The 19,240-nt window shown below is 66.3% G+C and carries 19 protein-coding genes and 1 pseudogene; 10 read left to right on the top strand and 10 right to left on the bottom strand.

Annotation, left to right across the window (positions count from 1 at the left end; genetic code table 11):
• The first annotated feature begins 110 nt into the window (after positions 1–110).
• The 8 genes from HWX14_RS01820 (at position 111) to HWX14_RS01785 (ending at position 7,998) form a co-directional block, all read left to right on the top strand.
• A complete protein-coding gene (locus HWX14_RS01820; protein WP_175881309.1) occupies positions 111–1,787 on the top strand; it encodes a glycosyltransferase family 39 protein in 1,677 nt (558 codons plus the stop codon).
• 13 nt (positions 1,788–1,800) lie between these two features.
• On the top strand, positions 1,801–2,172 hold the full coding sequence (locus tag HWX14_RS01815) for an EamA family transporter (RefSeq protein ID WP_050013231.1): 372 nt from the start codon (positions 1,801–1,803) through the stop codon (positions 2,170–2,172).
• Between the two features lie 140 nt (positions 2,173–2,312).
• The gene (locus HWX14_RS01810; RefSeq protein WP_175881308.1) at positions 2,313–3,464 is read left to right on the top strand and encodes a DegT/DnrJ/EryC1/StrS aminotransferase family protein; all 1,152 of its coding nucleotides are present in this window, start codon (positions 2,313–2,315) and stop codon (positions 3,462–3,464) included.
• A gap of 6 nt (positions 3,465–3,470) precedes the next feature.
• Positions 3,471–4,523, top strand: a complete 1,053-nt coding sequence (locus HWX14_RS01805) for a glycosyltransferase (protein ID WP_244130155.1) — start codon at positions 3,471–3,473, stop codon at positions 4,521–4,523.
• On the top strand, positions 4,520–5,467 hold the full coding sequence (locus tag HWX14_RS01800; RefSeq protein ID WP_175881307.1) for a formyltransferase: 948 nt from the start codon (positions 4,520–4,522) through the stop codon (positions 5,465–5,467). Before HWX14_RS01805 ends, HWX14_RS01800 begins: the two co-directional genes overlap by 4 nt.
• Positions 5,464–6,519, top strand: coding sequence for a bifunctional UDP-4-keto-pentose/UDP-xylose synthase (locus HWX14_RS01795; protein ID WP_060733329.1), 1,056 nt, complete (start codon positions 5,464–5,466; stop codon positions 6,517–6,519). Before HWX14_RS01800 ends, HWX14_RS01795 begins: the two co-directional genes overlap by 4 nt.
• Positions 6,520–6,532: 13 nt before the next feature.
• Positions 6,533–7,429, top strand: coding sequence for a polysaccharide deacetylase family protein (locus HWX14_RS01790; protein WP_175881306.1), 897 nt, complete (start codon positions 6,533–6,535; stop codon positions 7,427–7,429).
• A gap of 107 nt (positions 7,430–7,536) precedes the next feature.
• Positions 7,537–7,998, top strand: a complete 462-nt coding sequence (locus HWX14_RS01785) for a peroxiredoxin (RefSeq protein WP_006482867.1) — start codon at positions 7,537–7,539, stop codon at positions 7,996–7,998.
• Between the two features lie 213 nt (positions 7,999–8,211).
• Here HWX14_RS01785 and HWX14_RS36845 read toward each other — a convergent pair.
• A pseudogene (locus tag HWX14_RS36845) lies at positions 8,212–8,438 on the bottom strand (hypothetical protein); the annotation flags it as partial.
• Here HWX14_RS36845 and HWX14_RS01780 point away from each other — a divergent pair.
• Positions 8,334–10,136 (top strand): PhoH family protein, encoded by a 1,803-nt coding sequence (locus HWX14_RS01780; protein ID WP_175881305.1) that lies wholly within the window; start codon positions 8,334–8,336, stop codon positions 10,134–10,136. The pseudogene HWX14_RS36845 and the gene HWX14_RS01780 overlap by 105 nt on opposite strands.
• A gap of 236 nt (positions 10,137–10,372) precedes the next feature.
• On the top strand, positions 10,373–11,464 hold the full coding sequence (locus tag HWX14_RS01775; RefSeq protein ID WP_175881304.1) for a C40 family peptidase: 1,092 nt from the start codon (positions 10,373–10,375) through the stop codon (positions 11,462–11,464).
• 140 nt (positions 11,465–11,604) lie between these two features.
• On the opposite strand, the gene HWX14_RS01770 is transcribed toward HWX14_RS01775, so the two are convergent.
• The 9 genes from HWX14_RS01770 to HWX14_RS01730 all read right to left on the bottom strand — a co-directional run bounded on the left by HWX14_RS01770 (position 11,605) and on the right by HWX14_RS01730 (position 19,195).
• The gene (locus HWX14_RS01770; protein WP_175881303.1) at positions 11,605–12,615 is read right to left on the bottom strand and encodes an inorganic phosphate transporter; all 1,011 of its coding nucleotides are present in this window, start codon (positions 12,613–12,615) and stop codon (positions 11,605–11,607) included.
• Between the two features lie 10 nt (positions 12,616–12,625).
• Complete coding sequence (locus tag HWX14_RS01765; protein ID WP_006478627.1) at positions 12,626–13,252, bottom strand: DUF47 domain-containing protein; 627 nt, start codon at positions 13,250–13,252, stop codon at positions 12,626–12,628.
• A gap of 138 nt (positions 13,253–13,390) precedes the next feature.
• Positions 13,391–15,814, bottom strand: coding sequence for a replicative DNA helicase (gene dnaB, locus HWX14_RS01760; protein ID WP_175881302.1), 2,424 nt, complete (start codon positions 15,812–15,814; stop codon positions 13,391–13,393).
• A gap of 142 nt (positions 15,815–15,956) precedes the next feature.
• Positions 15,957–16,409 (bottom strand): 50S ribosomal protein L9, encoded by a 453-nt coding sequence (rplI, locus tag HWX14_RS01755; protein WP_021156519.1) that lies wholly within the window; start codon positions 16,407–16,409, stop codon positions 15,957–15,959.
• Between the two features lie 27 nt (positions 16,410–16,436).
• Positions 16,437–16,712, bottom strand: coding sequence for a 30S ribosomal protein S18 (rpsR, locus tag HWX14_RS01750; protein WP_006486248.1), 276 nt, complete (start codon positions 16,710–16,712; stop codon positions 16,437–16,439).
• Positions 16,713–16,716: 4 nt separating this feature from the next.
• Entirely contained in the window at positions 16,717–17,016 is a 300-nt protein-coding gene (gene priB / locus HWX14_RS01745; RefSeq protein ID WP_175684470.1) for a primosomal replication protein N, read from the bottom strand.
• Positions 17,017–17,056: 40 nt separating this feature from the next.
• Positions 17,057–17,431, bottom strand: coding sequence for a 30S ribosomal protein S6 (rpsF, locus tag HWX14_RS01740; protein WP_006486255.1), 375 nt, complete (start codon positions 17,429–17,431; stop codon positions 17,057–17,059).
• A gap of 230 nt (positions 17,432–17,661) precedes the next feature.
• Positions 17,662–18,564, bottom strand: a complete 903-nt coding sequence (locus tag HWX14_RS01735; protein ID WP_175881301.1) for a zf-HC2 domain-containing protein — start codon at positions 18,562–18,564, stop codon at positions 17,662–17,664.
• Positions 18,554–19,195, bottom strand: a complete 642-nt coding sequence (locus HWX14_RS01730; RefSeq protein WP_175881300.1) for an RNA polymerase sigma factor — start codon at positions 19,193–19,195, stop codon at positions 18,554–18,556. Before HWX14_RS01730 ends, HWX14_RS01735 begins: the two co-directional genes overlap by 11 nt.
• Positions 19,196–19,240: the final 45 nt, after the last annotated feature.

The following is a 19,240-nucleotide window of genomic DNA, read 5'->3' as shown; positions in this document are numbered from 1 at the left end:
AAAACTCGGGCCGGCGCAGCGGGTCGATCCCCGGATCGTCCCGGCCAGGCCGCCCGCCCCGGCGCACCCCGCCGGCGGCCCCGTCACAACAACCAACAGGCTGAAAACCCATGAACGATACGCCGTCCAGGCTACCGCTCAATCGCATCACGCTCGTCCTCCTGCTCGTCGCGCTCGCGATCGTCTGGTTCGCGCCGCTCGGGCTGCGCCACCTGATCCCGAGCGACGAAGGCCGCTACGCGGAAATGGCGCGCGAGATGTTCGTCACCGGCGACTGGATCACGCCGCGCTACAACGGCTACAAGTACTTCGAGAAGCCGCCGCTGCAGACCTGGCTGAACGCGCTGACGTTCGCGTGGTTCGGCCTCGGCGAATGGCAGGCGCGCCTCTATACCGCGGTGGCGAGCTTCGCCGGCGTGCTGCTCGTCGGCTACACCGGCGCGCGGCTGTTCAACCCGCTGTCGGGCTTCCTCGCGGCCGTCGTGCTCGCCAGCGCGCCGTACTGGAACCTGATGGGCCACTTCAACGCGCTCGACATGGGGCTCGCGTTCTGGATGGCGGCGTCGCTCTGCTCGCTGCTGCTCGCGCAGCGGCCCGGGCTGCGCCCGGCCGCGGTGCGCGGCTGGATGTGGGCGTGCTGGGCCGCGATGGCGCTCGCGGTGCTGTCCAAGGGCCTGGTCGGCCTGATCCTGCCCGGCGCCGTGCTCGTGCTGTATACGCTGATCGCGCGCGACTGGGCGCTGTGGAAGCGCCTGTACCTCGTCAGCGGCCTCGTGATCTTCTTCGCGATCGTCACGCCGTGGTTCGTGCTCGTCCAGCAGCGCAACCCCGAGTTCTTCAATTTCTTCTTCGTCGTCCAGCAGTTCCGCCGATATCTGACTCCGGAACAGAACCGCCCGGGCCCGCTGTACTACTTCGTGCCGGTGCTGCTGGTCGGCTTCCTGCCATGGCTGTCGGTCGCGTGGCAGAGCATCCGCCATGCGCTGCGGATGCCGCGCCAGCCGAACGGCTTCTCGCCGATGCTCGTGCTGCTGATCTGGAGCGCGTTCATCTTCCTGTTCTTCAGCGCGTCGCACTCGAAGCTGATCTCGTACGTGCTGCCGGTCGCGCCGGCGCTCGCGCTGATCATCGGCGCGTACCTGCCGCTGATGACCGCCGACCGGTTCCGCCGCCACCTGCTCGGCTATCTCGTGTTCTTCGTCGCCGCGGCGTTCGGGATCATCTTCCTCGCGTACCAGGGCGACGCCCGCACGCCGAACGCGCTGTATCGCGCATTCCAGATGTGGCTGTACGCCGGTCTCGCGGTCTCGGCCGCGCTGACGCTCGCGGCCGCGTGGCTGAACCGCCGCGCGGGCGTGGCCGCCGCGCTCGCCGCGTTCGGCGCCGCATGGCTCGCGTTCGGGACGATCGGCGGCACCGGGCACGACGAGTTCGGCCGCTACAGCTCGGGCGCGCTGCTCGCGCCGGCCGTACGCGCCGAACTGGCGAAACTGCCGGCCAACACGCCGTTCTACTCGATCGAAATGCTCGATCACACGTTCCCGTTCTACATGGGCCACACGACGATCATGGTCCAGCGCCAGGACGAGCTCGCGTTCGGAATCTCGGTCGAGCCGAACAAGTGGGTCCCGACCGTCGGCGAATGGATCACGCGCTGGAAGCAGGACACCCATGCGCTCGCGATCATGCCGCCCGGCCAGTACGACGCGCTGGTCAAGGAAGGCGTACCGATGCGCGTGATCGCGCGCGACAACCGCCGCGTGATCGTCGAGAAACCGCAATCGTAAGGACGTCCCCCACATGAATCCCGTTTCGTTCGTCTGCATCATCACCGGCGTGATGCTCAACGCCTGTGCGCAACTTCTGCTGAAAGCCGGCGTCAACGCCGTTGGACACTTCGAATTCAGCCGTGCGAACATCATCCCGGTCGGGTTCAAGATCGCGACCCAGTTGCCGATCATCGGCGGGCTCGGCTGCTACGTGCTGAGCGTCGTCGTGTGGATCGTCGGGCTGTCGCGGGTCGACGTGTCGATCGCGTACCCGATGCTGTCGCTCGGCTACGTCGTCAACGCGTTCGCGGCGTGGTACCTGTTCGGCGAGGTGCTGTCGATCCAGAAATTCGTCGGCATCGGCATCATCCTGATCGGCGTGCTCGTGCTCGCGCGCAGCTGAGCGCGGCTCGCGGCCCCAGCGTTCGTTAAGCGTCCGCCTACAAAAAATCACGGTGCGAATCCGTCAACCGGTGTTTAATGCCGGTTTCGGACGGATCGCCCGACCCTTTTATTACACGCCATTACAGGCCCAACGCGTTCATGAGCCAGACTACTGCTCCGTTTCTGCCGTTCACCCGCCCCGAGATCGATGAGGAAACCATCCAGGGCGTCGTCGACGTGCTGCGCTCGGGCTGGATCACCACCGGCCCGCAGTGCCAGAAATTCGAAGCCGCGCTGTCCGAGTATTGCGGCGGCCGCCCGGTCCGCGCGTTCAATTCGGGCACCTGCACGCTCGAGATCGGCCTGCGCATCGCGGGCGTCGGCCCCGGCGACGAGGTGATCACGACGCCGGCGTCGTGGGTCTCGACCAGCAACGTGATCATCGAGACGGGCGCGACGCCCGTGTTCGCGGACATCGATCCCGTCACGCGCAACATCGACCTCGACAAGCTCGAGCAGGCGATCACGCCGCGCACGAAGGCGATCATTCCCGTGTTCCTGTCCGGCCTGCCGGTCGACATGGACCGCCTGTACGCGATCGCCCGTGCGCACAAGCTGCGCGTGATCGAGGATGCCGCGCAGGCGTTCGGCTCGACGTGGCACGGCAAGCGCATCGGCGCGATCGGCGACATCGTGTCGTTCAGCTTCCACGCGAACAAGAACCTGACGACGATCGAAGGCGGCGCGCTCGTGCTGAACAACGAGGACGAAGCCGTGCTCGCGCAGAAGTACCGGCTGCAGGGCATCACGCGCACCGGCTTCGACGGGATGGACTGCGACGTGCTCGGCGGCAAGTACAACCTGACCGACGTCGCCGCGCGCGTCGGCCTCGGCCAGCTGCCGCACATCGAGCGCTTCACCGCGCAGCGCCGCGCGCTCGCCCGCGCGTATTTCGCCGCGTTCGACGGCGGCGCGGCCGTGAAGCTGGGCCTCGGCCTGCCGGTCGCCGAATTCGAGAACGGCAACTGGCACATGTTCCTGGTCACGCTGCCGCTCGAGCGGCTGACGATCACGCGCGCCGAGTTCATGGCGCAGATGAAGGAACGCGGCATCGGCACCGGCATCCACTACCCGGCGATCCATCTTTTCACGCTGTACCGTGCGCGCGGTTTCAAGGAGGGCATGTTCCCCCACGCCGAACGGTACGGCGCGTCGACCGTCACGCTGCCGCTGTTTACGCAGATGACGGAAGGCGACGTGCGTCGCGTGGTCGACGCCGTCAATCAGATTTGCGAACAATACGGAAAATAAGCGTACATGAGTCACCTTGAAGCACGCGCCGGGCATCCGGGCGCCGGGCACCCGGGCGCCGCGCACCTGGACGCCGGCCGGCCCGAAGTATCGATCATCATCCCCGTGTACAACGAGGAAGACGGCCTCGCCGCGCTGTTCGCGCGGCTGTATCCGGCGCTCGACGCACTCGACACGTCGTACGAAGTGATCCTGATCAACGACGGCAGCCGCGACCGCTCGGCCGCGATCCTCGCGGATCAGTTCCACGTCCGGCCCGACACGACGCGCGTCGTGCTGCTCAACGGCAACTACGGCCAGCACATGGCGATCCTCGCGGGCTTCGCGCAGTCGCGCGGCGAGATCGCCATCACGCTCGACGCCGACCTGCAGAACCCGCCCGAGGAAATCGGCAAGCTGATCGCGAAGATGCGCGAGGGCTACGACTACGTCGGCTCGATCCGCAAGCAGCGCCAGGACAGCCTGTGGCGGCGCAAGGCGTCGCAGATGATGAACCGGCTGCGCGAGCGCATCACGCGCATCAAGATGACCGACCAGGGCTGCATGCTGCGCGCGTACAGCCGCCGCATCATCGACACGATCAACGTGTGCGGCGAAGTCAACACGTTCATCCCCGCGCTCGCGTACACGTTCGCGCAGAACCCGACCGAAATCGAGGTCGCGCACGAGGAACGCTTCGCGGGCGAATCGAAGTATTCGCTGTACAGCCTGATCCGGCTGAACTTCGACCTCGTGACGGGCTTCTCGGTCGTGCCGCTGCAGTGGCTGTCGTTCATCGGCGTGATCCTGTCGCTCGGCTCCGCCGCGCTGTTCGTGCTGCTGCTCGTGCGCCGCTTCATCGTCGGCGCGGAAGTGCAAGGCGTGTTCACGCTGTTCGCGATCACGTTCTTCCTGCTCGGCGTGATCATCTTCGCGCTCGGCCTGCTCGGCGAATACGTCGGCCGCATCTACCAGCAGGTCCGCGCGCGGCCGCGCTACCTGATCCAGGCCGTGCTCGAGCAGCACGACGGCATGCCGGCGGTGCCGGCCGCCGCGAACCGCCCGGGAGCCGCGCAATGAAGCCGCGCGCGGTCGTCTTCGCGTATCACAACGTCGGCGTGCGGTGCCTGCAGGTGCTGCTCGCGCGCGGCGTCGACGTCGCGCTGGTCGTCACGCACGAGGACAATCCGAACGAGAACATCTGGTTCGGCAGCGTCGCGTCGGTCGCTGCCGAACACGGCATTCCGGTGCTCACGCCGGCCGACCCGGCCGATCCGGCGCTGCGCCGCGCGGTGTCCGACGCGCGGCCCGATTTCATCTTCTCGTTCTACTACCGGCACATGCTGCCGGTGGACCTGCTCGCGATCGCGCCGCGCGGCGCGTACAACATGCACGGTTCGCTGCTGCCGAAATACCGGGGTCGGGTACCGACCAACTGGGCCGTGCTGAACGGCGAGACCGAGACCGGCGCGACGCTGCACGAGATGGCCGCCAAACCCGACGCAGGCGCGATCATCGCGCAGACCGCGGTGCCGATCCTGCCGGACGACACGGCCGCGCAGGTGTTCGACAAGGTCACGGTGGCCGCCGAGCAGACGCTGTGGCGCGTGCTGCCTGCGCTGCTCGCGGGCGAGGCGCCGCACCTGCCGAACGACCTCGCGACCGGCAGCTACTACGGCGGGCGCAAGCCCGAGGACGGCCGCGTCGACTGGTCGAAGCCGGCCGCGCAGGTCTACAACCTGGTGCGCGCGGTCGCGCCCCCGTATCCGGGCGCATTCACGGACGTCGACGGCACGCGCTTCGTGATCGCGCGTGCGCGCCTCGCGGCGCCCGGCAGCACGATCGCCGCCGCCGCGGCAGATTTGCCGCCCGGCCTGCACGTAAGCGATAATGCGCTATTCGGCGTCTGCGGCGACAGCCGCGCCCTATCCATTCTCGAGCTCTGGCAGCAGCGCGACGGCAGCGAAACCGTCGTGACGCCCGCGGAATTCGCGCAGTTCATTCATTCTTCCCGTCATTCATGAAAGCAAAAAAAGTCCTGATCCTGGGTGTGAACGGCTTCATCGGCCATCACCTGTCGAAGCGCATTCTTGAAACCACCGATTGGGAAGTGTTCGGCATGGACATGCAGACCGACCGGCTGGGCGACCTCGTCAACCACGAGCGGATGCATTTCTTCGAAGGCGACATCACGATCAACAAGGAGTGGGTCGAGTATCACGTGAAGAAGTGCGACGTGATCCTGCCGCTCGTCGCGATCGCCACGCCGGCCACCTACGTCCAGCAGCCGCTGCGCGTGTTCGAACTCGACTTCGAGGCGAACCTGCCGATCGTGCGTTCGGCCGTCAAGTACGGCAAGCACCTCGTGTTCCCGTCGACCTCCGAGGTCTACGGCATGTGCTCGGACGAACAGTTCGACCCGGACGCGTCGGCGCTCACCTACGGCCCGATCAACAAGCCGCGCTGGATCTACGCGTGCTCGAAGCAGCTGATGGACCGCGTGATCTGGGGCTACGGGATGGAAGGCCTGAACTTCACGCTGTTCCGTCCGTTCAACTGGATCGGCCCGGGCCTCGACTCGATCTACACGCCGAAGGAAGGCAGCTCGCGCGTGGTCACGCAGTTCCTCGGCCACATCGTGCGCGGCGAGAACATCAGCCTCGTCGACGGCGGCTCGCAGAAGCGCGCGTTCACCGATATCGGCGACGGCATCAGCGCGCTGATGAAGATCATCGACAACAAGGGCGGCGTCGCGTCGGGCAAGATCTACAACATCGGGAATCCGAAGAACAACTTCTCGGTTCGCGAGCTCGCGCACAAGATGCTCGAACTGGCCGCGGAATTCCCCGAGTACGCCGATTCGGCCAAGCAGGTGAAGCTCGTCGAAACGACGTCCGGCGCCTACTACGGCAACGGCTACCAGGACGTGCAGAACCGCGTGCCGAAGATCGACAACACGATGCAGGAGCTCGGCTGGGCGCCGCAGGCGACGTTCGACGACGCGCTGCGCAACATCTTCGAAGCGTATCGCGGCCACGTCGCCGACGCACGCGCGCTCGTCGAACAGCAAGGCTGACCGGGACGTTCGCTTGGCTCGTATCGTCCTCAAGATCGACGTCGACACGCTGCGCGGCACACGCGAAGGCGTGCCGAACCTCGCGCGCATCTTCGACCGCTTCAACGCGCGCGCGACCTTCCTCTTCAGCCTCGGGCCCGACCACACGGGCTGGGCGCTGCGGCGCGTGTTCCGCCCGGGCTTCCTGAAGAAGGTGTCGCGCACGTCGGTGGTCGAGCACTACGGCGTGAAGCAGCTGATGTACGGCGTGCTGCTGCCCGGCCCCGACATCGGCCGCCGCGCGATCGCCGACATGCGCGCGATTCACGAGGCCGGCTTCGAATGCGGGATCCACACGTGGGATCACGTCGTCTGGCAGGACAACGTGCGCGCACGCGATCGCGACTGGACCGCGCGTGAAATGCAGAAGAGTCACGCGCGCTTCGTCGAGATCTTCGGCGCGCCGCCCGTCACGCACGGCGCGGCCGGCTGGCAGATGAACGACGCCGCGTTCGAGCAGATCGATGCATGGGGGATGCGCTACGCATCCGACGGCCGCGGCCATTCGCCGTACCTGCCCGTCGTCGGCGGCCGCACGCTGTCGCACGTGCAGATGCCGACCACGCTGCCGACGCTCGACGAAGTGCTCGGCGTCGACGGCATCGACACGCACAACGTCGCCGCGCACATCCTCGCGTTCACCGAAACCAATCCGCACGACCAGGTGTTCACGCTGCATGCGGAACTCGAAGGCCAGAAGCTCGCGCCTGTGTTCGAGCAACTGCTCGCCGGCTGGCGTGCGCAAGGCCACACGTTTGCGACGATGGGCGACTACCACGCGACGCTGGACCGCGCCTCGCTGCCATCGTACCCTGTCGCATGGGGCGAAATCCCCGGCCGCTCCGGCGAGCTGATCGTCCAGCCCGACTGAGTTCGCGCGAGCCGGCGTCGCCGCTGCGCCCTTGCGGCGCGCTGCCGCGACGCCCCGCCGAACCGCGCCGCCGCAGCGGCGCCTTTCCATAACAACAGGAGAAACACGTGTCTGTCGAAGTTGACCGTCAAGTTCCCGATTTCACCGCACCGGCCACGGGCGGCGACATTTCGCTGTCCGACCTGAAGGGCAAGAAGCTCGTGCTGTACTTCTATCCGAAGGACAACACGCCGGGCTGCACGACCGAAGGCCTGCAGTTCCGCGATCTCTATCCGAAGTTCAAGAAAGCCGGTGCGGAAGTCATCGGCGTGTCGCGCGACAGCCTGCGCTCGCATGACAATTTCAAGGCGAAGCTCGAACTGCCGTTCCCGCTGATTTCGGACGCCGACGAAGCGTTGTGCGCGTTGTTCGATGTCATCAAGATGAAGAAAATGTATGGCAAGGAAGTGCGCGGAATCGAGCGCTCGACCTTCCTGCTCGACGCCGACGGCGTGCTCCGCCAGGCATGGCGCGGCATCAAGGTACCGGGTCACGTGGACGACGTGCTAAAGGCTGTACAAGCGCTTTGAGGCGCGTTATATTGGGCCGCAATGAATGCCAGTTCGCCCCATATTTCTCGTAGCTGCGCCGGTGCCCGTTGCATTGCTTCCCGGCACCTGACGCGCATCACGACGGCATCAGCCGAGCCGCATGCCCCTGTCGACGGGGCAGCGGCTTTTTTTATGGAACGCGCGCCGGCCCTCCCCGGTCCGGCCTTTACCGCATCGAGGAGCTGATCGACACTTAGGCGAACCGGCTAGACGAAATTCCTGTGCGCCACCGCGCGCAAACTGCATGCGTCTACGTCACGCAGGATGCGATCAGCGGCGCACGCCATGCGACACGATTCCTCCCGAGGGACACCATGCCTTTGCCTACCCCCCCCAGCAAGCTCGGCAGCCTGCTGCCGCCCGACGAATACAAGGCGAAAGCGCGGCCCGCGAAAGCCGCGAAGAAATCCGCCGAAGGGGACGCATCCACAGCCGGTGACTATGGTCCGGCCAGCGTGGCCCAACCGATGATCGAAGCCGCGAACACGGCCGCGCCGCTGCGTGCCGTCGCGTCTTCGGCGCCCGACGCCGCGAGCGCACCCGCGCGCGGCCGCAAGACCCGACAGACGGCCGCGCTGCTGCAGCCGCTGCAGGCGCCCGCCGAACCCGCGGCGCCGGTGGTGGCACGCGACGACAAGCCGGCCGCCGGGAAACCGGCCGCCGCGCCCGCGCGCGATGCCGGCGCCGCGACGAAGTCGCGCAGCCGCAAGCCCGCCGAAACCGAACAGCAGAAACTGTTCGTGCTCGACACCAACGTGCTGATGCACGACCCGAGCAGCCTCTTCCGCTTCGAGGAACACGACGTCTATCTGCCGATGATGACGCTCGAGGAACTCGACAACCACAAGAAGGGGATGTCCGAAGTCGCGCGCAACGCCCGCCAGGTCAGCCGCACGCTCGACGCGCTCGTCGCCGACGGCGGCCCGATCACGGCCGGCATTCCGCTGTCGCGCCTCGGCAGCCGCGACGCGCTCGGCCGCCTGTACTTCCAGACGAAGCTCGCCGACATCGCGCCGGTCGAAGGCTTGCCCGAAGGCAAGGCTGACAACCAGATCCTCGGCGTCGTGCGCGCGCTGCAGCGCGACCGGCCCGACCGCCAGGTCGTGCTGGTGTCGAAAGACATCAACATGCGGATCAAGGCGCACGCGCTCGGCCTGCCCGCGGAAGACTACTTCAACGACCAGGTACTCGAGGATTCGGATCTCCTGTACAACGGCGTGCGCGAGCTGCCGCAGGACTTCTGGACCAAGCATGCGAAGGGCATGGAGAGCTGGCAGGACACGAAGACGGGCACCACGTACTACCGCGTGACCGGCCCGCTCGTCGCGTCGATGCTCGTCAACGAGTTCGTCTATCTCGAGCCGCAGAACGGCGAACCGACGTTCCACGCGATCGTCCGCGAGCTGAACGGCAAGACGGCGCTGCTGCAGACGCTGCGCGACTACAGCCACCACAAGAACAACGTGTGGGGCATCACCGCGCGCAACCGCGAGCAGAACTTCGCGCTGAACCTGCTGATGAACCCCGAGATCGACTTCGTCACGCTGCTCGGCCAGGCCGGCACCGGCAAGACGCTCGTCGCGCTCGCGGCCGGCCTCGCGCAGGTGCTCGACGACAAGCGCTACAACGAGATCATCGTGACGCGCGCGACCGTGCCCGTCGGCGAGGACATCGGTTTCCTGCCCGGCACCGAGGAAGAGAAGATGCAGCCGTGGATGGGCGCATTCGACGACAACCTCGAGGTGCTGCAGAAGACCGACGACGCGGCCGGCGAATGGGGCCGCGCGGCGACGCAGGAGCTGATCCGTTCGCGCCTGAAGGTAAAGAGCATGAACTTCATGCGCGGCCGCACGTTCGTCGACAAGTACCTGATCATCGACGAGGCGCAGAACCTGACGCCGAAGCAGATGAAGACGCTCGTCACGCGCGCGGGCCCCGGCACGAAGATCGTCTGCCTCGGCAACATCGCGCAGATCGACACGCCTTACCTGACCGAAGGCAGCTCGGGCCTCACCTACGTCGTCGACCGCTTCAAGGGCTGGGGCCACAGTGGCCACGTGACCCTCGCGCGCGGCGAACGCTCGCGGCTCGCCGACTACGCGTCGGACATCCTGTAACGCGCACGCCGGCCGATCGGCCGGCTTTCGACGCCACGCGGCGCTCCGTTTCCGGAGCGCCGTTTTTATTTGGGGTCGAATACGGAGGTAACGCCTCGTCACGCAACAACGCAGTTTACGCACGAAACTTCAAGTAAATTCTCAAGAATGGTTGCTTAAGCCCCGCTGGAGCGTCTACCATCGGGTCTGTCTGTCGTCATACGATTCGCGAGTGCGTCGCGCTCGCCCGCCTTGCCATGCTTCGAATCTGGGTTCCCGTCGCCGTCGTCTCCCTGCTTGCGGCCTGTTCCAGCGTGCCGCCGCAGTCGGCATCGCGTTCCGCTTCGGGCATGAAGATCACGACGCCGCGTGCGTTCCCGGCGCCCGCCAATTTTCCGAAATTCGTCGACCACAGCGTCGGTCAGGAAGAAATCTCGATCCAGGCGATGAGCCTCGTCGGCGTCCCGTATCGCTGGGGCGGCAACACGCCGACGAGCGGCTTCGACTGCAGCGGGCTCGTGCGCTACGTGATCGGCCGCGCGGCCGACGTGAACCTGCCGCGCACGACCGCCGACATGAGCGGCCGCGGCGTATCGGTCGAACCCGACGAGATCGCGCCGGGCGACCTGATTTTCTTCAATACGACCGGGCGACCGCATTCGCACGTCGGCATCTATGTCGGCAAGCTGCGCTTCGTCAACGCGCCGTCGACGGGCGGCACCGTGCGGCTCGACTACCTGACGAACCCGTACTGGGCCAAGCGATTCGACGGCATTCGCCGCGTCGCGCCGCCGCGCTCGGCCCCGACGCCGTTCGATGCGCCGACCTACGAGGCGAAGCGCGACGAGCCGCGCAATCCGGCAACGGTCGCGGCCGCTCCGGTGGTCGTGACGGCCGCGGCCGCGCCGCGGCAGCCCGCGACGGCGTCGTCGCAAGCGAGAGCGGCGCAGGCGCCGGCTGCGGCCATCCCGACCCCGCCGGTCGTGACGGCTGCCGCAGCTGCACCGGCAGTACCGGCAGCGGATCCGTACGAACCGCCGCCACCACGGATGCAGGCGGCCCGGCAGCAGGCCGCGTCGGTGAATGACGATGCGGCCGCGATGACGGCCAATGCAGCACCGGCCGCGCCGGCCGAAGTCGGCACGCAGATTCCGACGACCGCGCTGACGGCCGCCCAGGCCGCCGCCTTCGATGCCGAACCGCCGCCCGTCACCGCGTCGACGCCCCCACGCAGTATCGAGCCCGCGCCCGCGCAGGTGTGGCGGGCGTCGACACAATCCGCGCCGGTCGGCTCGCGCACGAGTACGGCTGACGATCCGATCGCGCGGTTCGCGAACGGCAGTTACTGACCGGTTGTTGCTTGCCGGACGACGGTGACGTCGGCGGTATCCGCGGCCGCCCCACCGCCCCCTTTCGCCGCCCCAAAAGAAAATGCGCCGCAGCCTGTCGGCTTGCGGCGCATTTCATGTCGATCCGGCCGTGTCGGCACTCAGAAGATCTGGCGGCCAATCCACCATCCGCCGGCCGCGAACAGCGCGGCCGCCGGCAGCGTCAGCACCCAAGCCCACACGATGTTGCCGGCGACGCCCCAGCGTACGGCCGACAGCTTCTGCGTCGCGCCGACACCGACGATCGCGCCGGTAATCGTGTGCGTGGTCGACACGGGAATGCCGAGGAACGATGCGATGAACAGCGTGATCGCGCCACCGCTTTCCGCGCAGAAACCGCCGACGGGCTTGAGCTTCGTGATCTTCTGGCCCATCGTGCGCACGATGCGCCAGCCGCCGAACAGCGTGCCGAGGCCCATCGACAGGTAGCACGCGCCGATCACCCACGCCGGCGGCGCATCGGCGCTCGCCGACGCGTAGCCGCTCGCGATCAGCAGCATCCAGATGATCCCGATCGTCTTCTGTGCGTCGTTGCCGCCGTGACCCAGGCTGTACAGGCCGGCCGACAGCAGCTGCAGCCGGCGGAAGCGCCGGTCGACCTTGCTGGGTGCGGTACGGAAATACAGCCACGACACGCCGAGCATGAACAGCGAACCGAGGATGAAGCCGAGCAGCGGCGAAATGAAGATGAACGCGATCGTCTTCAGCAGCCCGTCGATGTTCAGCGCGCTCCAGCCGGACTTCGCGAGCGCCGCGCCGACGAGGCCGCCGATCAGCGCGTGCGACGAGCTCGACGGGATCCCGTAGTACCAGGTGATCACGTTCCAGCCGATCGCGCCGACCAGCGCGCCGAACACGACGTAATGGTCGACGATCTCGGGATCGATCGTGCCTTTACCGACGGTCTGCGCGACTTTCAGGTGGAAGATGAAATACGCGATCACGTTGAACGCGGCCGCGAACACCACGGCCTGCTGCGGCTTCAGCACGCCGGTCGACACGACGGTGGCGATCGAGTTCGCCGCGTCGTGAAAGCCGTTCATGAAGTCGAATACGAGCGCGACGAGCACCAGCGTCGCGACCATCCATAGGGCGAGTTGTATCGAATGCATCGTGGTCCGCTCAGGCGTTTTCCAGCACGATGCCTTCGATGATGTTCGCGACGTCCTCGCACTTGTCGGTGATCTCTTCGAGCAGCTCGTAGATCGCCTTCAGCTTGATGAGCGTCTTCACGTCGTCTTCCTCGCGGAACAGCTTCGACATCGCCGCGCGCAGCACGCGATCGGCCTCCGACTCCCAGCGGTCGATTTCCTCGCATTGCTTGAGGATCTGCGCCGACTGCTTCATGTCGGACAGCAAGCCGACGGCCTGCTGCACGTGTTGCGCCGACTGCGTGACGATGTGCGCGAGCTGGCTCGCCTCGGACGTGACGGACTGCACGTCGTACAGCGACACGGCCGTGGCGACGTCCTCCATCAGGTCGAGGATGTCGTCCATCGTCGTGATCAGCTTGTGGATCTCGTCGCGATCGAGCGGCGTGATGAAAGTCTTGTGCAGCAGATCAATCGCCTCGTGCGTGAGCTTGTCGGCGGCCTTCTCGGCGATTTGCACGTTTTGCTTGTGAATCTCGGCGTCGGCGAGATTGTCGATCAGCAGTTCGAGCTCGCGGCCACCGGAAACGATGTGCTTCGCGTGCGCGTTGAAGAGTTCAAAGAACTTGCCCTCGGTGGGCATGAATCGACCGAACATGGGATTCCTGAGAGATTGTCAAACTACTGTCACGAAAACGGGCGACATTGTACCGGTTCCGGTCGCGACGCGACGTGCGCATATGCGCACGCCGGGATTGGATACAACGCTTGGCGATTTAGGACTTTACAATCGGCGTTACTCGCCGTAGAAGGTCTGCGCCCCTGCAAAATTATCGAACTTCGTGTATTGCCCCAGGAACGTGAGCCGAACGGGGCCGATCGGCCCGTTACGCTGCTTGCCGATGATGATTTCGGCCGTCCCCTTGTCCGGGCTGTCCGGATTGTAGACTTCGTCACGGTAAATGAACAGGATCACGTCCGCATCCTGTTCGATTGCACCCGATTCGCGCAAATCCGACATCACCGGACGCTTGTTCGGACGCTGTTCGAGGCCTCGGTTCAGCTGCGACAGCGCGATCACCGGCACGTCGAGCTCCTTCGCGAGACTCTTCAGCGATCGCGAGATTTCCGAAATTTCGGTCGCGCGGTTCTCGCCCTGCGACGAACCCGACATCAGCTGCAGGTAGTCGACGATGATGAGGCCGAGCTTGCCGCACTGCCGCGCAAGACGCCGCGCGCGCGAGCGCAGTTCCATCGGGTTCAGACCGCCCGTCTCGTCGATGAAGAGCTGCGCCTCGCTCATCTTCTGCACCGCGTGCGTCAGTTTCGGCCAGTCCTCGTCGGTCAGGCGGCCGGTACGCATCCGGTGCTGGTCGAGCCGGCCGATCGAGCCGAGCATACGCATCACGAGCTGGGTGCCCGGCATTTCCATCGAGAACACCGCGACCGGCAGCCCGTACTCGACCGCGACGTATTCGCCGATGTTCATCGAGAACGCCGTATTGTGGGTCACGACGTAATCGTCGGTCACGTACAGCCGAGACGGATGCGAAACCGAAATGCACTGCGTGGCTGCCCGGCGCGACGGCTCGATACCCGTGATCACCGGCAGCTTGCGGCGCGTCCGCCCGGCCGTCAGCCGCTCGCGCTTGCCCTCGAACAGGAACAGGCTCTGCGGATCCGGATGACTGATCGTGCAGATGTAAGCCGTCGCACCGGCCCTGCGTTCGCCGTCGACCGTGAAGCTCGTCGCCTTTTCGGCAACCTGGCACCACGCACCGAGCGAACGCGCCAGTTCGCGCACGTCGCTCGCCAACTGCGCACTGGCGGTCGAATAACGCACCGTACCCCACGATTCGACCCAGCCGTCCGTGTCGAGCAGCCCGCGCAACACATCCAGCCGCGCGTCCTTGTCCGCATCGAGGTAGATACGCGGGATGAACTTGTCGTAGCTCGTCCTCCCCCACACACCGAGTTGCTCGAGCGCAGCCTTGAGCGGGTTGACGGACGGCCGGGCCGCGGCGGCCGTCGACGGCCGGCGCTTGATGCGCCAGTCGTACTGACCTGCGTATTCAAGTTCGAGCGACGCGTCGACACGCGCGCGCATCCGGCTCAACGTTTCCTCGGCCTTCACGCTGAAACGCACGGCAGTCCCGCCGAGCGCACCGTCGCCTAGCAGCGCGCCGAGCACCCACGGATCAACCGGCAGCGCCTCGCGATGACCAAACTCGCCGCTCGGCATGTCGATCCACAACCGGTTCCGGTAGCGTTCGCGCGTCAGCAACGTGCGAATCTCCGCGGTCGACAGCACGCGCGGCTTTTCCCACTCGCGGAAATGGACGCACCACAAGTGCTCGTCGCAGCATTCGGCCGAACGCCCATCCGAAAAGCGGACCCGATACACCTCGCGTTCGCCCTGCGGGTAGATCCCGGTAACCATCGACGGCGCGCCGTCGACAGATGCCAGCGCGTCACCGATCGCCAGTTCACCCATGCGCTTCCAGCCGCTCAGTGTCTTTACCTTTGCATCGAGCGGCTGCGCCTTACCCATCGACGGTCTTCCGGCCACGATGATCAGCTCGCCGCCGTGCATCCCCGACGTCATCCGGTCGAGGTCGACGAAGCCCGTCGGCGTGCCGGTGACGTCGCTCGGGTTCGCGGTGTGGTACAGCGTGTCGATGCGCTCGACCACCTGCGTGAGCAGCGGGCCGATCTCGAGGAAGCCCTGATTGCCGCGCGCGCCCTCTTCGGCGATCGAGAACACCTTCGATTCGGCTTCGTCGAGCAGCTGGCGGACTTCCTTGCCCTGGGGATTGAAGGCGTCGGCCGAGATCTCGTCGGCGACCGACACGAGCCGGCGCAGCACCGCGCGGTCGCGCACGATTTCCGCGTAGCGACGGATGTTCGCCGCGCTCGGCGTGTTCTGCGCGAGCGCATTCAGGTACGCGAGCCCGCCGACGTCGTCGGCCTTGCCGGACGTGACCAGCGCTTCGTACACGGTCACGACGTCGGCCGGGCGCGTCGACGCGATCAGGCGGCCGATGTGCTCGTAGATGATCCGGTGGTCGTAGCGGTAGAAGTCGCCCTGCGACAGGAAGTCGGCAATCCGGTCCCATGCCGCGTTGTCGAGCAACAGGCCGCCGAGCACCGACTGCTCGGCTTCGACCGAATGCGGCGGGACTTTCAGCGATTCGATTTGGGGATCTTGCGGCGCGTTCATGGGTTGGGATTATCGCGAATAGATGGCGGCAGCGCTACCACCGCTTGCCGGCGAGCGGGCAATAAAAAAGGCAGGCCCCGGTTACCCGGGCGCCTGCCCTTGTCCGGACGGCGGAAGCCGCCCGGCAAGCTTGCGTCTACGCTTACGCGTGGTCGCCGATCACGTTGATCGTGACGTCGACGACGACGTCCGTATGCAGCGCGACCTGGACGTTGTGCTCGCCGATCATCTTCAGCGGGCCTTCCGGCATGCGAACTTGCAGCTTCTCGACTTCGAAACCTGCCTTCTTCAGCAGTTCCGCGACGTCGCCGTTCGTGACCGAGCCGAACAAACGGCCGTCGACGCCCGACTTCTGCGTGATTTCGAACGACTGGCCGTTCAGCTTCTCGCCCACTGCCTGCGATGCCGCCAGCTTTTCAGCGGCGATCTTTTCGAGTTCAGCGCGGCGCACTTCGAATTCGGCGATCGCTTCCTTCGTTGCACGGCGAGCCTTGCGGTTCGGGATCAGGAAGTTGCGAGCGTAACCGTCCTTGACCTTGACGATATCGCCGAGGTTGCCCAGATTGGCGACTTTTTCCAACAGAATGATTTGCATTCGAATTCTCCTTATTGCGTCGCCTGATTACGCCTTGTGCTGATCGGTGTACGGCAGCAGCGCGAGGAAACGCGCACGCTTGATGGCCGTATCCAGCTGACGCTGATAGTGCGCCTTCGTACCCGTCAGACGAGCCGGCGTGATCTTGCCGTTTTCGCCGATGAAGTCCTTCAGCGTTTCCGTGTCCTTGTAGTCGATCTGCTCGACGCCGGCAGCCGTGAAACGGCAGAACTTCTTGCGCTTGAAGAGCGGGTTTTGTTGCTGACGACGCTTGTCGAATTTCTTACCAGTCGGGCGGGGCATGATTTCAGTCCTTTCCAATGTCCTGCAATGCTGTGATGTGAAACACCAAGGTTCTCGCGTTGCGGCTTTTCTTGGCCAGGAAGCCCGTGAACAGCGTTTCGACGCCCATTTCACGACTTTCCAGCTTGCCGCTCGCCTCACCGGCCGCCACCGCGTCGATCGTCATTTCGACCTGACGGGGAATGCCTGCTTCGACGACTTCCGTGCGGTGATGCAACGTGGCGCTTGCGATCGGAACACCTGCCGGCGTATATCGCACCGGTGCGCGTTCGACGACGCTCGCCGTCAATTGCAACCTGTTCACGTGAGTGCCGCGCTCCTTGATGGCTTAATGAGTGACGAACTTAAGCCTGCGCTTCGGCCGGCTGAGCGGCAGCCGCCTTCTTGGCTTCTTCGCGCTGAACTTCCTTCATCATCGGCGACGGGCCGGTTTCGGCCTTCTTCATCTTGACGATGAGGTGGCGCAGCACGGCGTCGTTGAACTTGAACGCGTGTTCGAGTTCGTCGAGCGTCGTCTGGTCGCACTCGATGTTCATGCAGACGTAGTGAGCCTTCGCGAGTTTCTCGATCATGTAGGCCAGCTGGCGACGGCCCCAGTCTTCGACGCGGTGGATCTGACCGCCGTGCGACGTGATCGTGGACTTGTAACGCTCGATCATCGCGGGCACTTGCTCGCTTTGATCGGGGTGCACGATGAATACGATTTCGTAATGACGCATTACACACTCCTTGTGGATTAAAGCCACCCGGGCGTCTGAACCGGTGTGGCAAGTGAGAAGCCAAAGATTTTAACCCGGTTACGGGGCGCATGCAAGGCCAATCGACGATTTGCCAACGGATTCGGCCGTGTTTTCAAAGACTTGAACGGGTGTGCGGGGGCAAACGGCAACCGGTCGAGCCTTCTACTGTCGAGGGTCGGAACACTGGAGCGACCGCCCCGCCGCCGCGGTCACTCGCTGCGCGCGCCGGCAAGCCGCGCGTCGAGCGCCGTCCGGAACGCCGCGAGCGCCGACGGCTCGGCGTCCGTCACCGCCCACCACGTCATCCCGGCCGCGTCCCAGCGGTCGAGCGCATAGCCCTGCGACACGGTCGCGTACGGGGCCGCCGGCCGTTCGCCGGCCGGCTGCACGTAGACGTCGACCACGTGCTGCCGGTGGCGGTAGACGAGCACCGCGACGCGGCGACGCCCGACGTAGTCGAGCCGGCCGCCGACCAGCGCGAAGCCGTCCCTGGCGAGATCCTCGACCGGCGGCGCGTAGTCGAGCCGGCCGTTGAACCACGGCTTGACCGTGTGCTGGTCGGTCGAGATCACGTCGATGTCGCGCGCCGACAGGTCGGCCCGTACGTGGCTCGCGACGAGTTCGTCGACCGTCCGGTCGGTGTCGGCGTGACGGGCGGACCACGCCATGCCGCCCGCCGCCGCGACCGCCATCAGCAACGCGACGCCCCAGCCGAGGCCCGGCAACGCGGCCACGCGCGGCCCGGCGCCGGTGCCGGCCGGCCCCGGTCGGGCCGACCCGCCGCGCCCGGTCAGCCAGGAAAACCAGTCGCGGCCGCGCGGCCGACGTGGCGGCTCGGGCCGGGACTCAGGCCGCGGCTCGGCGCGCGACGGCTCATGGGCAGGCGCGTCGACCGCCGGCGGCAGGCTCGCGAGGATGCTCGCCCGCAGCGCGTCCGGCGCGCGGTGATAATCGGCCTGCCGCACCGCCTGCACCAGCGTGACGATCCGCGCGCGTTCGCGGCGGCACGCATCGCACCCTTCGACATGCTGCTGGACCCGCAACGCATCGGGCGCCGACAGCTCGCGGTCGACGTCCGCGTCCAGCAACGCTCGCGCTTCGTTACAGTCCATCGATAGCCTCCGATGCGGTTCCGCCCGCCGGCGCACGGCCCGGCCGGCCTTCGGTCGCCGGCGCCGGCGCGCCGCCCAGCAGCGCGGCGAGCTTGCGCCGGCCGCGCGCGAGCCGCGACATCACCGTGCCGACCGGCACGTCCGCGATCGCCGCGATCTCGCGGTAGCTCAGGTCCTCCATCTCGCGCAGCACGAGCACCTCGCGGTATTCGGGCGGCAGCTTCGCGAGCGCCGCATTCACGAGCCGCACGTTCTCGCCGCGCAGCAGGTGCGCGAGCGGATCCTCCGTCGCCGGCTGCCAGTCGTCGGGCACGTCGGTGTCGTCGAGCGTGTCGGGCAGCGCGACCTCGTGCGCATGCGTGCGCCGCCGCCACTCGGTGTACCAGGTGTGGCGCACGATCGTCAGCAGCCACGGCCGTGCGTTGTCGCCGCGACACGAATCGACGAAGCGCAGCGCGCGCATGCACGCGTCCTGGACGACGTCGTCCGCATCGCCGGCGCTGCCGCTCAGCCAGCGCGCGAGGTTGTACGCGGCGTCGAGATGCGGCAGCACCAGCGCGCGAAACCGCTCGCCGCGCGCGACCGCATCGTCCGCCGCCCGTTCATCGACCGCCTGTCCGGCTTGCCCCACATGGCCTCCCTGGTCCCGGCGGCCGACGCCGCGCCCGTTCCGCGC

This window comes from Burkholderia sp. BCC0044, assembly GCF_902832955.1.
Lineage (GTDB): Bacteria > Pseudomonadota > Gammaproteobacteria > Burkholderiales > Burkholderiaceae > Burkholderia.
Note: the sequence above shows the minus strand (reverse complement) of the source record. Positions and strands in the feature narration are given on the sequence as shown.

Coding starts and splice junctions, on each gene's coding strand:
- HWX14_RS01820 (WP_175881309.1), top strand. CDS start 111: ATGAACGATACGCCGTCCAGGCTACCGCTCAATCGCATCACGCTCGTC.
- HWX14_RS01815 (WP_050013231.1), top strand. CDS start 1,801: ATGAATCCCGTTTCGTTCGTCTGCATCATCACCGGCGTGATGCTCAAC.
- HWX14_RS01810 (WP_175881308.1), top strand. CDS start 2,313: ATGAGCCAGACTACTGCTCCGTTTCTGCCGTTCACCCGCCCCGAGATC.
- HWX14_RS01805 (WP_244130155.1), top strand. CDS start 3,471: ATGAGTCACCTTGAAGCACGCGCCGGGCATCCGGGCGCCGGGCACCCG.
- HWX14_RS01800 (WP_175881307.1), top strand. CDS start 4,520: ATGAAGCCGCGCGCGGTCGTCTTCGCGTATCACAACGTCGGCGTGCGG.
- HWX14_RS01795 (WP_060733329.1), top strand. CDS start 5,464: ATGAAAGCAAAAAAAGTCCTGATCCTGGGTGTGAACGGCTTCATCGGC.
- HWX14_RS01780 (WP_175881305.1), top strand. CDS start 8,334: ATGCCTTTGCCTACCCCCCCCAGCAAGCTCGGCAGCCTGCTGCCGCCC.
- HWX14_RS01775 (WP_175881304.1), top strand. CDS start 10,373: ATGCTTCGAATCTGGGTTCCCGTCGCCGTCGTCTCCCTGCTTGCGGCC.
- HWX14_RS01770 (WP_175881303.1), bottom strand. CDS start 12,615: ATGCATTCGATACAACTCGCCCTATGGATGGTCGCGACGCTGGTGCTC.
- HWX14_RS01765 (WP_006478627.1), bottom strand. CDS start 13,252: ATGTTCGGTCGATTCATGCCCACCGAGGGCAAGTTCTTTGAACTCTTC.
- dnaB (WP_175881302.1), bottom strand. CDS start 15,814: ATGAACGCGCCGCAAGATCCCCAAATCGAATCGCTGAAAGTCCCGCCG.
- rplI (WP_021156519.1), bottom strand. CDS start 16,409: ATGCAAATCATTCTGTTGGAAAAAGTCGCCAATCTGGGCAACCTCGGC.
- rpsR (WP_006486248.1), bottom strand. CDS start 16,712: ATGCCCCGCCCGACTGGTAAGAAATTCGACAAGCGTCGTCAGCAACAA.
- rpsF (WP_006486255.1), bottom strand. CDS start 17,431: ATGCGTCATTACGAAATCGTATTCATCGTGCACCCCGATCAAAGCGAG.
- HWX14_RS01735 (WP_175881301.1), bottom strand. CDS start 18,564: ATGGACTGTAACGAAGCGCGAGCGTTGCTGGACGCGGACGTCGACCGC.